The 13,305-nt window shown below is 62.6% G+C and carries 16 protein-coding genes; 11 read left to right on the top strand and 5 right to left on the bottom strand.

Annotated elements, in window-relative coordinates:
- Window positions 1-194 precede the first annotated feature (194 nt).
- The 7 genes from sdhC (at window position 195) to rnk (ending at window position 6,294) form a co-directional block, all read left to right on the top strand.
- Window positions 195-617, top strand: a complete 423-nt coding sequence (gene sdhC, locus AC56LG_RS10590) for a succinate dehydrogenase, cytochrome b556 subunit (protein ID WP_497166074.1) — start codon at window positions 195-197, stop codon at window positions 615-617.
- A 2-nt stretch (window positions 618-619) separates the two neighbouring features.
- Window positions 620-988, top strand: a complete 369-nt coding sequence (gene sdhD / locus AC56LG_RS10595; RefSeq protein WP_497166075.1) for a succinate dehydrogenase, hydrophobic membrane anchor protein — start codon at window positions 620-622, stop codon at window positions 986-988.
- Between the two features lie 2 nt (window positions 989-990).
- Window positions 991-2,769 carry a succinate dehydrogenase flavoprotein subunit gene (gene sdhA / locus AC56LG_RS10600; RefSeq protein WP_497166076.1) on the top strand — a complete coding sequence of 593 codons (1,779 nt, stop codon included), beginning with the start codon at window positions 991-993 and terminating at the stop codon, window positions 2,767-2,769.
- Between the two features lie 28 nt (window positions 2,770-2,797).
- Window positions 2,798-3,508, top strand: coding sequence for a succinate dehydrogenase iron-sulfur subunit (locus AC56LG_RS10605; RefSeq protein ID WP_497166077.1), 711 nt, complete (start codon window positions 2,798-2,800; stop codon window positions 3,506-3,508).
- A 320-nt stretch (window positions 3,509-3,828) separates the two neighbouring features.
- The gene (locus AC56LG_RS10610) at window positions 3,829-4,092 is read left to right on the top strand and encodes an FAD assembly factor SdhE (RefSeq protein WP_497166078.1); all 264 of its coding nucleotides are present in this window, start codon (window positions 3,829-3,831) and stop codon (window positions 4,090-4,092) included.
- Between the two features lie 53 nt (window positions 4,093-4,145).
- Window positions 4,146-5,447 (top strand): citrate synthase, encoded by a 1,302-nt coding sequence (gene gltA, locus AC56LG_RS10615; protein WP_497166079.1) that lies wholly within the window; start codon window positions 4,146-4,148, stop codon window positions 5,445-5,447.
- A 439-nt stretch (window positions 5,448-5,886) separates the two neighbouring features.
- Entirely contained in the window at window positions 5,887-6,294 is a 408-nt protein-coding gene (gene rnk, locus AC56LG_RS10620; protein ID WP_497166080.1) for a nucleoside diphosphate kinase regulator, read from the top strand.
- A gap of 3 nt (window positions 6,295-6,297) precedes the next feature.
- On the opposite strand, the gene AC56LG_RS10625 is transcribed toward rnk, so the two are convergent.
- Complete coding sequence (locus AC56LG_RS10625) at window positions 6,298-6,675, bottom strand: hypothetical protein (RefSeq protein WP_497166081.1); 378 nt, start codon at window positions 6,673-6,675, stop codon at window positions 6,298-6,300.
- Between the two features lie 123 nt (window positions 6,676-6,798).
- Here AC56LG_RS10625 and AC56LG_RS10630 point away from each other — a divergent pair, with 123 nt between their 5' ends.
- Together AC56LG_RS10630 and gluQRS are read left to right on the top strand one after the other, a co-directional pair.
- Window positions 6,799-7,293 carry a nuclear transport factor 2 family protein gene (locus AC56LG_RS10630; RefSeq protein WP_497166082.1) on the top strand — a complete coding sequence of 165 codons (495 nt, stop codon included), beginning with the start codon at window positions 6,799-6,801 and terminating at the stop codon, window positions 7,291-7,293.
- A gap of 43 nt (window positions 7,294-7,336) precedes the next feature.
- A complete protein-coding gene (gluQRS, locus tag AC56LG_RS10635; RefSeq protein WP_497166083.1) occupies window positions 7,337-8,284 on the top strand; it encodes a tRNA glutamyl-Q(34) synthetase GluQRS in 948 nt (315 codons plus the stop codon).
- Here the strand turns inward: gluQRS and AC56LG_RS10640 are convergent.
- Window positions 8,259-8,723: a DUF421 domain-containing protein gene (locus AC56LG_RS10640; RefSeq protein ID WP_497166084.1), complete on the bottom strand. Its 465-nt coding sequence runs from the start codon at window positions 8,721-8,723 to the stop codon at window positions 8,259-8,261. The genes gluQRS and AC56LG_RS10640 overlap by 26 nt on opposite strands.
- An 87-nt stretch (window positions 8,724-8,810) precedes the next feature.
- Window positions 8,811-9,182, bottom strand: a complete 372-nt coding sequence (locus AC56LG_RS10645; protein ID WP_497166085.1) for a hypothetical protein — start codon at window positions 9,180-9,182, stop codon at window positions 8,811-8,813.
- 195 nt (window positions 9,183-9,377) lie between these two features.
- On the opposite strand from AC56LG_RS10645, the gene AC56LG_RS10650 reads away from it, so the two are divergent.
- Complete coding sequence (locus AC56LG_RS10650; RefSeq protein WP_497166086.1) at window positions 9,378-9,611, top strand: hypothetical protein; 234 nt, start codon at window positions 9,378-9,380, stop codon at window positions 9,609-9,611.
- A 9-nt stretch (window positions 9,612-9,620) separates the two neighbouring features.
- Window positions 9,621-10,331, top strand: a complete 711-nt coding sequence (locus AC56LG_RS10655; RefSeq protein WP_497166415.1) for an RNA-guided endonuclease InsQ/TnpB family protein — start codon at window positions 9,621-9,623, stop codon at window positions 10,329-10,331.
- Here AC56LG_RS10655 and AC56LG_RS10660 read toward each other — a convergent pair.
- Together AC56LG_RS10660 and AC56LG_RS10665 are read right to left on the bottom strand one after the other, a co-directional pair.
- A complete protein-coding gene (locus AC56LG_RS10660; protein WP_497166087.1) occupies window positions 10,233-10,802 on the bottom strand; it encodes a hypothetical protein in 570 nt (189 codons plus the stop codon). The two genes, AC56LG_RS10655 and AC56LG_RS10660, sit on opposite strands and share 99 nt — an antisense overlap.
- 141 nt (window positions 10,803-10,943) lie before the next feature.
- The gene (locus AC56LG_RS10665) at window positions 10,944-13,250 is read right to left on the bottom strand and encodes a catecholate siderophore receptor Fiu (RefSeq protein ID WP_497166088.1); all 2,307 of its coding nucleotides are present in this window, start codon (window positions 13,248-13,250) and stop codon (window positions 10,944-10,946) included.
- Window positions 13,251-13,305: the final 55 nt, after the last annotated feature.

Raw genomic sequence — 13,305 nt, forward strand, 5'->3', positions numbered from 1 at the left:
ACCCTACGTGAAACAATGCGCCGTCAGCACGTTCGTTCGTATGCGTATAAAATATGTTGTTAGCAAGAAATCACCAAACAAAACCCGGTTCCACGTTTGTCCCACGAATATTCGGAGAACGTGTCTTGGTGCGCCGCAAAAAATCGGCGAAAATTAAGGGTTAATCACATTTTGTCAGTTAAGGGAGGTGTTGTATGTCCGAAGCCATAACAAAGCAGCAAAAGAGAGGACAGCCGATTCGTAATATCAATATTGCGGATATCACTACGCATTACAAGATGCCGCCATCGGCAATCGTGTCGATCCTGCACCGCATCAGCGGTTTCGGGCTCTTCCTGATGTTGCCTTTCCTGTTGTACCTGCTCCAGGAAAGCCTGCGTTCGGAAATCTCGTACTACCACTTCGGCGGCATCGTCGACAACGCCTTCACCAAGATCATCCTGCTGGGCCTGATCTGGGCCTACGCGCACCATTTCACCGCCGGCATCCGCCACCTGTTCATGGACAACCACTTTGCCCTGGACAAGGACGCCGCCCAGAAGACCGCACGCTGGGTGCTGGTCATCAGCCTGGCCCTGACCGCCCTCTGTGGCCTGAAACTGTTCGGAGTATTCTAATCATGGCAAGCAAGAATAATATCGGCCAGCGCCGCCTCGTGGTCGGCGCCCACTACGGCGTGCGCGATTGGCTGGCACAGCGCCTCACCGCCATCGTCATGGTGATCTACACCGTGATCCTGCTCGGCACCTTCCTGACCGCAAACAATTTCACCTACGAAGGCTGGGCCTCGCTGTTCTCGCGCCAGTGGTTCAAGCTCTTCACGCTGGTCACCTTCCTCGGCCTGTACTACCACGTCTGGGTCGGCGTGCGTGACATCTGGATGGACTACGTCAAAAACGCCGGCATCAAGCTGGCCTTGCAGTTTGCTACGGTGCTCTGGCTGCTCGCCTGCGCCGCCTGGACTGTGCAAATTCTCTGGAGTGTTTAATCGTGGCAGCATTTAATTCTGCAATCCCTACCCGCCAGTTCGACGTCGTCATCGTCGGCGCGGGCGGTTCCGGCCTGCGCGCCGCACTGCAACTGACCGAAGCCGGCCTGAACGTCGCCGTGCTGTCGAAAGTCTTCCCGACCCGCTCGCACACCGTGGCGGCGCAGGGCGGCATCGGCGCTTCGCTGGGCAACATGAGCGAAGACGACTGGTACTGGCACATGTTCGACACCGTCAAGGGTTCGGACTACCTGGGCGACCAGGACGCCATCGAATTCATGTGCCGTGAAGCGCCAAAAGTCGTCTACGAACTGGAACACTTCGGCATGCCGTTCGACCGCAACACCGACGGCACCATTTACCAGCGTCCGTTCGGCGGCCACACCGCCAACTTCGGCGAAAAGCCGGTCCAGCGCGCCTGCGCCGCGGCCGACCGTACCGGCCACGCACTGCTGCACACCCTGTACCAGCGCAACGTCCGTTCGCGCACCCACTTCTTCGTCGAATGGCAAGCCCTCGACCTGGTGCGTAACGCCGACGGCGACGTGCTGGGCGTGGTCGCCCTGGAAATGGAAACCGGCGACGTCATGATGCTGCAAGCGAAGACCACCATCTTCGCCACCGGCGGCGCCGGCCGCATCTTCGCCGCGTCGACCAATGCCTTCATCAACACCGGCGACGGCCTGGGCATGGCGGCACGCGCCGGCTTGCCGCTGCAGGACATGGAATTCTGGCAGTTCCACCCGACCGGCGTGGCCGGCGCGGGCGTCCTGATCACCGAAGGCGTGCGCGGCGAGGGCGGTATCCTGATCAACTCGAACGGCGAACGCTTCATGGAGCGCTATGCGCCGACCCTGAAGGACCTGGCGCCGCGCGACTTCGTCTCGCGTTCGATGGACCAGGAAATCAAGGAAGGCCGCGGCGTCGGCCCGAACAAGGACCACGTGCTGCTGGACCTGCGCCACATCGGCGCCGACACCATCAAGAAGCGCCTGCCTTCGATCCTGGAAATCGGCCACAAGTTCGCCAACGTCGATGCGACCAAGGAACCGATTCCTGTCGTCCCGACCATCCACTACCAGATGGGCGGCATCCCGACCAACATCCACGGCCAGGTCGTTGCCCCTGACGGCACCGGCGGCCAGAAGATCGTCAACGGTCTGTACGCGATCGGCGAATGCTCGTGCGTCTCGGTGCACGGCGCCAACCGCCTGGGCACGAATTCGCTGCTCGACCTGGTGGTGTTCGGCCGCGCGGCCGGCAACCACATCGTCGGCCAGAACCTGAAAGCGCAAGGCAACCGCGCCCTGCCGAAGGACTTCGCCGACTACGCGCTGGACCGCCTGAACCGCCAGGAAAACTCGAGCGGCGGCGAAAAGGTGCAGGACGTCGCCAACGACATCCGCGCCACCATGCAGAAGTACTGCGGCGTGTTCCGCACCCAGGCCCTGATGGACCAGGGCGTGACCGAAATCATGAAGCTCGACGAGCGCCGCAAGCACGTCTCGTTCAAGGACAAGTCGAAGGTGTTCAACACCGCCCGCATCGAAGCGATCGAACTCGACAACCTGATCGAAGTGGCGAAGGCCACCATCGTCTCGGCCGCGGCACGCAAGGAATCGCGCGGCGCGCACGCCCACAGCGACTACGAGCAGCGCGACGACGAAAACTGGATGAAGCACACGTTGTTCTTCTCGGAAGGCAACCGTCTCGACTACAAGCCGGTCGTGACCAAGCCGCTGACGGTCGATACCTTCAAACCGAAGCCACGTACGTTCTGATCCACGAAAAATTATTTAGGTAAACCACATGGCACGCACAGTCCAACTGAAGATCTACCGCTACGATCCGGACAAGGATTCGAAGCCTTACATGCAAGACGTCACCGTCGAACTGAAAGACACCGACAAGATGCTGCTCGACGCGCTGCAGCGCATCAAGTCGGACGTCGACGATTCGCTGGCCCTGCGCCGCTCGTGCCGCGAAGGCGTCTGCGGTTCGGATGCGATGAACATCAACGGCAAGAACGGTCTCGCCTGCACCACCAACCTGAACGAACTGACCCAGCCGATCGTGCTGCGTCCGCTGCCGGGCCTGCCGGTCGTGCGCGACCTGATCGTCGACATGACCCAGTTCTTCAAGCAGTACCACTCGGTCAAGCCGTTCCTGATCAACGAATCGATCAAGCCGGAAAAAGAGCGCCTGCAGTCGCCCGAAGAGCGCGAAGAGCTCGACGGCCTGTACGAGTGCATCCTGTGCGCCTGCTGCTCGACCTCGTGTCCGTCGTTCTGGTGGAACCCGGACAAGTTCGTCGGCCCGGCCGGCCTGCTGCAAGCCTACCGCTTCATCGCCGACTCGCGCGACGAAGCCACCAACGAGCGCCTGGACAACCTGGAAGACCCGTACCGCCTGTTCCGCTGCCACTCGATCATGAATTGCACGGACGTCTGCCCGAAGGGTCTGAATCCGAACAAGGCGATCGGCAAGATCAAGGAATTGCTGGTTCGCCGGGCGATTTAAGGTTGTTGTTTTCGACCGGCGCGGTATGGCCGGCTGTGAACGCGTGGAGTCGGGACTCCACCCTACGTCCCAGGCGACTCGGCGATCGTAGGGTGGAGTCCTGACTCCACGCGGTACACCGCATGAAAGCAGGCGACGCATGAACTCGCCGCCCGCAAACCAGGCAGCACCGGACACCGCATCACGTCCATCACGGGAGCGCAATTTCGGATATATTCCCCCGCATTGCGCCCAAAGTATTGCAATAAATACAGTAGAAGTACGGTACTGCCGATTCCCGGCAGCCGGAGTATAGTGTTGACCCAACAACGGACTCTAGAGTGACGCATCAATCCGACCCTGCCAACCGTGCCCGCCTGCGCTGGCGTGCGCGCCGTGGACTGCTCGAAAACGACCTGATCCTCACGCGCTTCCTCGATGCGCATGAGGCGAGCCTGACGGATGACGACGTCGACGCGCTGACCCGCTTGCTCGACCTGGCGGACAACCCGCTGCTGGACCTGCTGCTGGGCCGCGCCGAGCCCGAAGGCGAGGTCGACCTGCCGCAGGTGCATGCCTTGCTGGCGCGCCTGCGCGAAGCGTGAGCGAACTCGTTTCGTCTTATATTTTGTAGATCCACTCCCAAGAAGGAAGTGCCATGAATATCTCTGATACCAAAGCCACCCTGTCGTTCTCCGACGGCAGCCCATCGATCGACATGCCGATTTACAAAGGCACGATCGGCCCGGACGTCGTCGACATCCGCAAGCTGTACGGCCAGACCGGCAAGTTCACCTACGACCCGGGCTTCATGTCCACCGCCGCCTGCAACTCGAGCATCACCTACATCGACGGCGACAAGGGCGAGCTGCTGTACCGCGGCTACCCGATCGAACAGCTGGCCGAGAACTGCGACTTCCTGGAAACCTGCTACCTGCTGCTGAACGGCGAACTGCCGAACGCAGAGCAGAAGAAGACCTTCGACGACACCGTGACCAAGCACACGATGATCCACGAGCAGATGAACTTCTTCTTCCGTGGCTTCCGCCGTGACGCGCACCCGATGTCGGTCCTGGTCGGCACCGTCGGCGCGCTGGCGTCGTTCTACCACGACTCGCTCGACATCAACGATGCCAAGCAGCGCGAAATCTCGGCCATCCGCCTGATCGCCAAGCTGCCGACCCTGGTCGCCATGGCCTATAAATACTCGGTCGGCCAGCCGTTCATGTACCCACGCAACGACCTGTCGTACAGCGCCAACTTCATGCACATGATGTTCGCGAATCCGTGCGAAGAGTACAAGGTCAACGACGTGCTGGTGCGCGCCCTGGACCGGATCCTGATCCTGCACGCCGACCACGAGCAGAACGCATCGACCTCGACCGTCCGCCTGGCCGGTTCGTCGGGCGCCAATCCGTTCGCCTGTATCGCTGCCGGTATCGCCTGCCTGTGGGGCCCTGCCCACGGCGGCGCCAACGAAGCGGCACTGACCATGCTGAAGGAAATCGGCTCGGTCGAGAACATCCCTGCCTTCATCGAGAAGGTCAAGGACAAGAACTCGGGCGTCAAGCTGATGGGCTTCGGTCACCGCGTCTACAAGAACTTCGATCCACGTGCAAAACTGATGCGCGAAACCTGCCACGAAGTGCTGGAAGAGCTGGGCCTGCAGGAAGACCCGCTGTTCAAGCTGGCGATGGAACTGGAACGCATCGCGCTGGAAGACGAATACTTCGTCTCGCGTAAACTCTACCCGAACGTCGACTTCTACTCGGGCATCGTGCAGTCGGCCCTGGGCATCCCGGTCTCGCTGTTTACCGGTATCTTCGCGATGGCGCGTACCATCGGCTGGATCGCCCAGTGGAACGAGATGATTGCCGATCCGGAGCAGAAGATTGGCCGTCCGCGTCAGCTGTTCGTGGGTTCGCCGGTGCGGGACGTGCCGGGGATGGACAAGCGTTAATACCGTTTAATCGGTTTCAGGGAAAGCGGGCTGCGGCCCGCTTTTTCGTTTATGGTCGTGCGGTTGACGAATGGGCCGGGGCGGCTATACTGGGGTTTGTCTCGTCTCGTCTCCGCTCCACCGGTCGTTGCACGCTTTGCGGTATGCATGCGCTGTACCGCGTGGGCTCGAGAGCTCACCCTACGGTGTGCTGCTGCTAACGGTATTCTATTCCGACCTATGAACTCATCTCCCATCTGCCAGGCTGGTGGTTCGCCCCTGAACGAGGGAGGTCGTCGTTCGTCCATTCGTATTCTCACCACGCGAGATCTCGCCTGGCTCTCCCGGGCTCGGTGAGGACATCCGGCCGGCCGCGCGCCATCCGTCCTCCCGAGCCACCTCCACTGTATAGACCTACTCCGCACCGCGGAGCCTTCCCTTTTCAACTATGGAGTTACACATGAGACCACCGATCGTCGTATCCTCGCTCGACATGGAGCGCCTTGAACACCTGCTCGATTCGCTGCCTGCCGCGCAGGCAGGAACGCGCGACACCCTGCTCGACGAACTGGCGCGCGCCGAGCTGGTCGAGCCGGAAGACATGCCGCAGGATGTCGTCACCATGAATTCGCGCGTTCGGTTTGTTCTCGACAATGCGCCGCAGGAGTTCGACCTGTCGCTCGCCTATCCAAAGGACATCGATGGCGCCGGCGACAAGCTGTCAGTACTGACGCCCGTCGGCAGTGCGCTGCTGGGGCTGAAAGTGGGCGACAGCATCGCGTGGACGCGCCCGGACGGCGGACGCTTCGACGTGACCGTGCGCGCGATCGTGTACCAGCCGGAGCGCGCCGGCGACCTGCACCGCTGATTTTTAACGGCAGACGCCGCGCACCTTGGCCACCGCGATGAAGGGGAGGGCCAGTACGCCGCCCAGGAAGAAGGTCGGCTGGTTTTTCAGGCCATCCGCGTGCAGGCAGTCCGGCAGGCGCGCATTGGCGAAGTCCCTGGCAAAGTTTTCGCGCGGGGTGGCGTCGGGGGCGGCTACACTGAAGCGGCGTCCTGTGTCGCGTGGCTCGGCTGGCAAGTCGGTGATGGCGGTGCGGATGGCGTCCCGGTCCAGGCGCGCACGTAGCGATACGGTGGGCTGCGTTGTCTTGGCGGCCTCGGCTTTGGCAGGCAGCGTGGGCGCGGACGGTTGCGCAAGAACCGTAGAGGGCAAAGCGAGCACGCACAGCAGGAATAGGCGCATACGCAATTGAGAAGGAGTAATGTTGCTGAATGTATACCTTAACTGAAAAAGTTTAGCAATTTGTACACTTGGTTACATATGGCTGTGTAGAATCTGATTTTTCCGTCAACATTCAGCACACTCATGAAACGTCTGTTGCTTGCCTGCTCCCTGTTCCTGTGCGCCCTGGTGGCACAGGCCGATCCCGTACTGAAAAAACAGGTGAATGCCTTTGTCGACCGCTGGCACAGCGATGCCGCCCATGCGCGTCCGGCCTATTTCGACAAGATCGCCAGGGACGGCATCTATATCGGCACCGACAAGAGCGAGCGCTGGCGCCGCGACGAGTTCAAGGCCTGGGCCAAACCCTACTTCCAGCGTAAATCGGCCTGGGCCTTCAAGGCGCTGCGCCGCAATGTCTATTTTTCCGACGACCGGTCGATGATCTGGTTCGACGAACTGCTCGACACGCAAATGGGCACCTGCCAGGCCAGCGGCATCATGCGCCGCAAGGGCGACAGTTTCGAGATCGTGCACTACCAGCTGTCGATGGCGGTGCCAAACGAAGTCGGTGACCAGGTAACGCGCCTGATCAAGGACTTTGAGGCAAAGGATGGCTGGAAGGGCGGACCAAAGTAACCCCTGTGGTAAGGTATCGCCGTCCCAGCTACTCCGTACCACCGTGAGCACCACCTACATTGGCCGTTTCGCGCCTTCTCCCACCGGGCCGCTGCATGCCGGCTCGCTGGTGGCGGCCGTCGCCAGCTATCTCGACGCGCGCGCCCACCACGGCCGGTGGCTGGTGCGTATCGAGGACATCGACGAAGGCCGCAGCGTGGCCGGCGCCGATACGGCGATCCTGGCACTGCTCGGTTCGCTCGGCATGCATTCGGATGTCGAGGTCGTCTGGCAGAGCCGCCGCAAGGACCTGTACGCGGCCGCGGCCGAGCGCTTGGGCAGGCATGCCTATCCCTGTGGCTGCAATCGCCGCGAAATCCTCGATTCGCGCCTCGGCGTCGCGCCCGACGGCGCCGCGATCTATCCGGGCACCTGCCGCCATGGCCTGGCGCCGGGGCGCTCGATGCGCAGCCTGCGCCTGCGCGTTCCCGATGCCGGCGCCGACAGCATCTCCTTCATTGACCGCTTTGCCGGCCCCATGACGCAGCATCTGCACAGCGAGTCGGGCGACTTCGTGTTGAAGCGCGCCGACGGCTACTGGGCTTATCAATTGGCGGTGGTGGTCGACGATGCCGAGCAGGGCGTGACCGACATCGTGCGCGGCGCCGACCTGATCGATTCGACCGCACGCCAGATCCACCTGCAGCGCTTATTGGGCGTGCCGACGCCGCGCTACCTGCACGTGCCGGTGGTGCGCAATGCCGATGGCGAGAAGCTGTCGAAGCAGACCGGCGCGCTGGCCGTGCTGCCGGGCGACGAAGCGGCGGCAATCGATGCCTTAATGGACGCCGTGCGCTTCCTCGGACTGCAGTTCGCACGGCCGTCCTCGCTCGCCGCCTTTTGGGCGCGGGCGATTCCCGCCTGGTCGGCCATGCTGGCCGAACGGGAAGCGCGCGCTGCCGCATCCCAGGCGCGCCACGCCGGGGTTACTTCTTCTTTTTCTGGATCGTGATCTCGCCATCCGCCTCGAGAAACGCGGTCTCCATGTCCGCACGCGTGCAGTCGGCCGTACGCAGCGATTGCTCCAGGTCGGACTCGGTGATGCGGCACTGTTTGACGACCTTGTCGAAGAACTGGCCGTCGCGGCCGATCTGGATGGCGGTGCCGTCGAGGATGACCGAGGCGCGTTTGCTCAAGGCGGAGAGCATGGCCACGGCCGAGTTGAGGACGATCAGGGTCGCTGCGATGATCAAGCCGCCACCGAGCGAATCGTCGCCGCCCGATAGCGAGTTCGAGACCGCTTCCGACAGCAGCATCACCACCAGCAGGTCGAACGGCGTCAGCTGGCCGACCGTGCGCCGGCCCGACAGACGCACCATGACGAGCAGCGCCAGGTAGACGACCGCACCGCGAACGACGAATTCCCACCATTCCAAATCCATATCGAACATCGCAGCCCCATTGACTGAAATCTGATGCGCCGATTCTAATCATTTTGCTAACAAGATGGCGTTCGTCAGGCATGGGGCGGCTTGCCGTCAGCGTTCGCTGCGATTGTATTGATAACTGCGCAGCTGGAAGACCATGCGGCCGTCGATCCGTTGGCACTGGCCGCGCATGGTCTCGCCGGGGCCGGACGTGAAGGTAAGCTTGCTGCCGTTTGCCTTGCTCTTGCAGGCGGCGTGCGCCTCGGCTGGAATTTCCGGAAGTGGTGGCGGTACCGGCGGTGCGACGCTGGCGGCAGTGCCGGCATCGGGGACGCAGGCGGCACGTAGCGACAGCGGGGCCGGTGGTGGCGGTGGCGCGCTCCAGGTCGTGTCCTGTGCTGGCTTGGCGTCGGCGTCGTCGGTAGCCGCGCCGATGCCCGGGATGAGCATCAGGGCGACAAGTGCGATTGAAACTGAGTTCAATTTATTCTCTTTGCGGCCGGCACTGCGCGCTTCGCCTACAACTGGGCGCTGGCCGAATGGCAGCGGCAGTCCGAAGCATGTAAAGCCGACCCGGCCCTGCCGAAGCCGAATGAGGCGGCACTGCGCCGCCAACTGAACGCCATCAAGCGCGCACAGTTTCCGTGGATGTTGGAGGTAACAAAGAACGCCCCGCAGATGGCGATTATTCAGCTGGGCCGGGCCTCCCAGAACTTCTTCGAAAAGCAAGCACGCTATCCGAGATTCCGCCGCAAAGGTATCGATGACCGCTTCACCTTGACCAACGACCAGTTTCGCGTCGATGGCAAACGCATCCGTATTCCGAAACTCGGGTGGCTGAGAATGCGCGAAACCCTACGTTTCACCGGAAGGATCGTTTCTGCATCCGTCTCGCGCACGGCCGGCCACTGATATGCCAGCATCACCGTCGACACCAAAGACGCACATCTACCGCCAGTCGAAAACCAAGGCGCGGTAGGCATCGATTTCGGCGTGACGCACTTGGCCATCTTGTCGACTGGAGAAAAAGTCGCGGGTCCGAAAGCACTGCACACCTTGCTGGAACGGTTACGGCGCCTGTCACGCAGCCTGTCACGCAAGGTCAAGGATTCGTGCAATCGTAAAAAAGCAAAGGCCAGACTGGCGCGCCTGCACGCCAGGATTGCCAACGTGCGCGCGAACGGCTTACACCAGCTCAGCGCCAGTATTGTCCGGCGCTTTCATACCATCGGCATCGAGGACTTGCACGTCAAGGGCATGCTCCGCAATCGCTGCCTGTCGCGTGCAATTGCCGACATGGGTTTTGCCGAACTGCGTCGCCAGCTTACCTACAAAGCTGAACGACGCGGTGGAAAAATTATTGTCATCGACCGCTGGTACCCCAGCAGCAAGACCTGTTCGTGCTGTCGTTACAAGCTTGAGGCACTTGACCTGGCCATCCGTCAGTGGACGTGCCCTGAATGCGCAGCGCTGCACGACCGCGACATCAATGCGGCAATCAACCTGAGAAATATGGCGGTGAGTTCCACCGTGTCAGCCTGTGGAGGGGAAGGCGCTGGCCCTGTGTGTGAAGCGCAGGACGAAACCGGCCCCGGTGAAGCAGGAATTCAGCGAAAAGTTAACGATGCGTAGCTTTGTGTAAGTCTGGGAGAACGGTGATGCGCGACTGCAGTGGCGCGGCGGCGTCGGACGCTCTGTCGGCGATTGCAGGCGGCAACAGTGGTGGCAGGGGCGGCGGGGCTGGTGGCGCGATAGATGGAACGGCGTCTGCGCGGTAAAAGGCAACACCGGTGCAACCGGTGCAACCGGCGCAGGCGACTTTGCAAGGGCGCGCGCTTCGCGCGCATCCTGCAAACGCGCCAGCTCGTGCGCAATCCAGTCGCGCCTGCCGCTCGCCGGCACGAAATCCCAGCTGCCGTGCCGGGCGTAGCGCCGCGCCAGCGCGTTCGACAATTCGTCGAGCCGGTCGAGTTCGATCTGGACGGCGTAGTCGTCGAAACCCTCGAGCACGTTCTGGCGCAGCAGATGGACGGCACTTGCCGCCACCGCCAGGATGGCCAGCAAGACCGAGGCAAACAGGCGGAGGCCGATCGATATTTTCAAGGAGCGCGCAGTGGAAGGACTGGCATGCCATTCTAGGCCAGTTGCGCGGCCGGACGAAAAAAAACGCCCGCCACCGCGAACGGCGAGGGGCGCAAAATCTCAGGGAGGAGATACGAGATTCGTTGAAAGAAGCGTAAAGGCTTAGAAGCGCAGGTTGGCCGTCAGGCTGGCCGCGCGCGGCGTGCCGGGCGTGTAGCGGTAGCCGCTCTTGTTGATCGCCGCGACATAGCGCTCGTCGCCGACGTTGTAGACGTTCAGGCGCAGGTCGAGATTCGGGGTGACGGCGTACGAGGCCATGGCATCGAACACCCAGTACGAATCGGCATAGGCCGGGGTGCCGACGGCGCCGTCGGTGCCGCGCAGCAGGCGGCCCGAATAACGCGCACCGCCGCCGACCTTCAGGCCGAAGGGCAGGTCGTACGAGGTCCACAGCGTGAACGCATTTTTCGGCGTGTAGGTCAGGGCGTTTTCGCCGCCGGCCGTGATCAGGCGGCCCGCTTCGACGCTGGTGTCCATGTACAGGTAGCCGGCGCTGACCAGCCAATTGCGCGCCAGTTCGCCCACCACGCCCAGTTCCACACCCTGCACGCGCTTCTTGCCGGTCTGGTAGTACTGCAGGTCGACCGGGTCCTGTTCGACTTCGTTCTTCACCTCGGTGCGGAACAGGGCAGCCGACAGCGACAGCTTCTGCTTGAACAGGTCGAGCTTGGCGCCGATCTCGGTGCTGCGCGTTTCCTGCGGATCGTAGATCGGGTTCTGCGCGCTGTTGAGGTTACCCGACACCGTGAAGTTCGCGCCCGGCGGCTGTTTCGAACTGGCCGCCATCGCGTACACGCTGCTGTTGGCGGTCGGCTTGTAGAGCACCGACAGCTTGCCGTTGACGAGCGTGTCGCCGACCTTGAAGTGGGTCGGCACCAAAGCGGTGGTGACGTTGTTGACGATGGTCGCCGCCACCGCCGTGTAGTCGCCGCTGTAGTGGTCGGCGCGCACGCCGCCGTTGATGATCCACTTGTCGCCGATCTTGATGGTATCGAAGACGTACAGGCTTTGCGTGTCGACCGTGGCGTCGTTGTAGGCGCCGCTACGGCGCGGCGCGACGCCGACCAGCGCGGCGTTCGGGTCCGGGTTGTACAAGCTGGTGCGGCCGGCCACGCCGACCGTGCCCAGGCTCGCCGGGATGTAGGTGTAGCTCAGCTGGCTCTCGCTGGTGAGTTCGAGGCCGGTCACCAGCGTGTGCTGCAGCGCGCCGGTGCCGAATTGCGAGGTCAGCGCGGTCTGGTTGGTGAGGATCTTGTTGGACTGGTCCTTGATGGTGCGCGTATTGCGCACCAGGGTCCAGGCGCTCGGGTCGTTCAGGGTGGCCGGGGTGGTGCCGATGTTGGCCGAGGTGCCCATGAAGGCGGTCAGCAGGTAGTCCTGGCTGGTGCGGCCATAGCGCGCGATATTGTGCAGCTTGAAGCCCGGCGCGAAGTCGTGCTCGATGCGCACGGTGGCCATGTCGGCCTTGATCTTGTCGTAGTCGGCGCTGGAACCGTAGAAGTTATGCGGATCGACGATTGGCGCCGCGCCGATTTCGGGACGGGTGCGGTCCGGGCTGGTGTAGCCGGGCAGGCCGACCGTCGGTACGCCGCCATCGGGGATGTTGTCCTGGTCGACGTGCAGGTAATCGAGCACCACGCGGGTCGGGCCGTTCAGGCCGAAGCCCAGGCTCGGTGCAATCGCCCAGCGCTTGTCGTTGACGACGTCGCGCGCGGCGTGGCCGGAATCCTGCGCCACCGCGTTCAGGCGCAGGGCGATGCCGCGCTCCTGGTTGAGGACCGTGTTCACATCCGCCGTGAGGCGCTTCTGCTTGCCGCTGCCGACGGTGGCCGAGCCCGACAGCGCATCCGTCATGTTGGCTTTTTTCGAGACCAGGTTGACCGAGCCGGTCGGCGCGCCGCGGCCATTGTCGGTACCAGCCGGACCTTTCACCACGTCGATCTGTTCCAGGTTGAAGACGTCGCGCGAGACCGAGCCGACGTCGCGCACGCCATCCACAAAAATGCTGCCCGAGGTGTCGAAGCCGCGCATGAAGATGGCGTCGCCGGTATTCGTGTTGCCGTTCTCGCCGAGGAAGAAGGCGCCGACGCCGGGCGTATTGCGCAGCGCTTCGGTCAGCGTCAGGGCGCCTTGCTGCTCGATCAGTTCCTTCTTGATGACCTGCACCGATTGCGCGGTGTCGACCAGCTTTTCGGTGTACTTCGGCGAAGCCGCACGCTCGGCCTTGAAGTCGTTGTCGGTCTTGCCGACGACTTCGACCTTCGACACCGGCGCGCTGGCCGCGTCGTCGTGCACTTGCGGGGCGTCGGCGGCGCCGGCCGCCAGCGGCAGCAGCATCGTCGCCAGGGCGGCGATCACGTGCTGGTTGAAACGGCTGGGGGCGTGCTTGCGGCTCTTGATCGGTTGCATGGTCTTCCTGTCTTCTCTCGTGTTTGGAGGACGCCTGCGGATGCGGGCGCTTCTT

The organism is Telluria sp. ZB2R32 (assembly GCF_059685715.1).

Bases quoted from the DNA above. Each gene is read 5' to 3' on its own strand.
- sdhC (WP_497166074.1), top strand. From the start codon at position 195: ATGTCCGAAGCCATAACAAAGCAGCAAAAGAGAGGACAGCCGATTCGT.
- sdhD (WP_497166075.1), top strand. From the start codon at position 620: ATGGCAAGCAAGAATAATATCGGCCAGCGCCGCCTCGTGGTCGGCGCC.
- AC56LG_RS10605 (WP_497166077.1), top strand. From the start codon at position 2,798: ATGGCACGCACAGTCCAACTGAAGATCTACCGCTACGATCCGGACAAG.
- gltA (WP_497166079.1), top strand. From the start codon at position 4,146: ATGAATATCTCTGATACCAAAGCCACCCTGTCGTTCTCCGACGGCAGC.
- rnk (WP_497166080.1), top strand. From the start codon at position 5,887: ATGAGACCACCGATCGTCGTATCCTCGCTCGACATGGAGCGCCTTGAA.
- AC56LG_RS10625 (WP_497166081.1), bottom strand. From the start codon at position 6,675: ATGCGCCTATTCCTGCTGTGCGTGCTCGCTTTGCCCTCTACGGTTCTT.
- AC56LG_RS10630 (WP_497166082.1), top strand. From the start codon at position 6,799: ATGAAACGTCTGTTGCTTGCCTGCTCCCTGTTCCTGTGCGCCCTGGTG.
- AC56LG_RS10640 (WP_497166084.1), bottom strand. From the start codon at position 8,723: ATGTTCGATATGGATTTGGAATGGTGGGAATTCGTCGTTCGCGGTGCG.
- AC56LG_RS10650 (WP_497166086.1), top strand. From the start codon at position 9,378: ATGGCGATTATTCAGCTGGGCCGGGCCTCCCAGAACTTCTTCGAAAAG.
- AC56LG_RS10665 (WP_497166088.1), bottom strand. From the start codon at position 13,250: ATGCAACCGATCAAGAGCCGCAAGCACGCCCCCAGCCGTTTCAACCAG.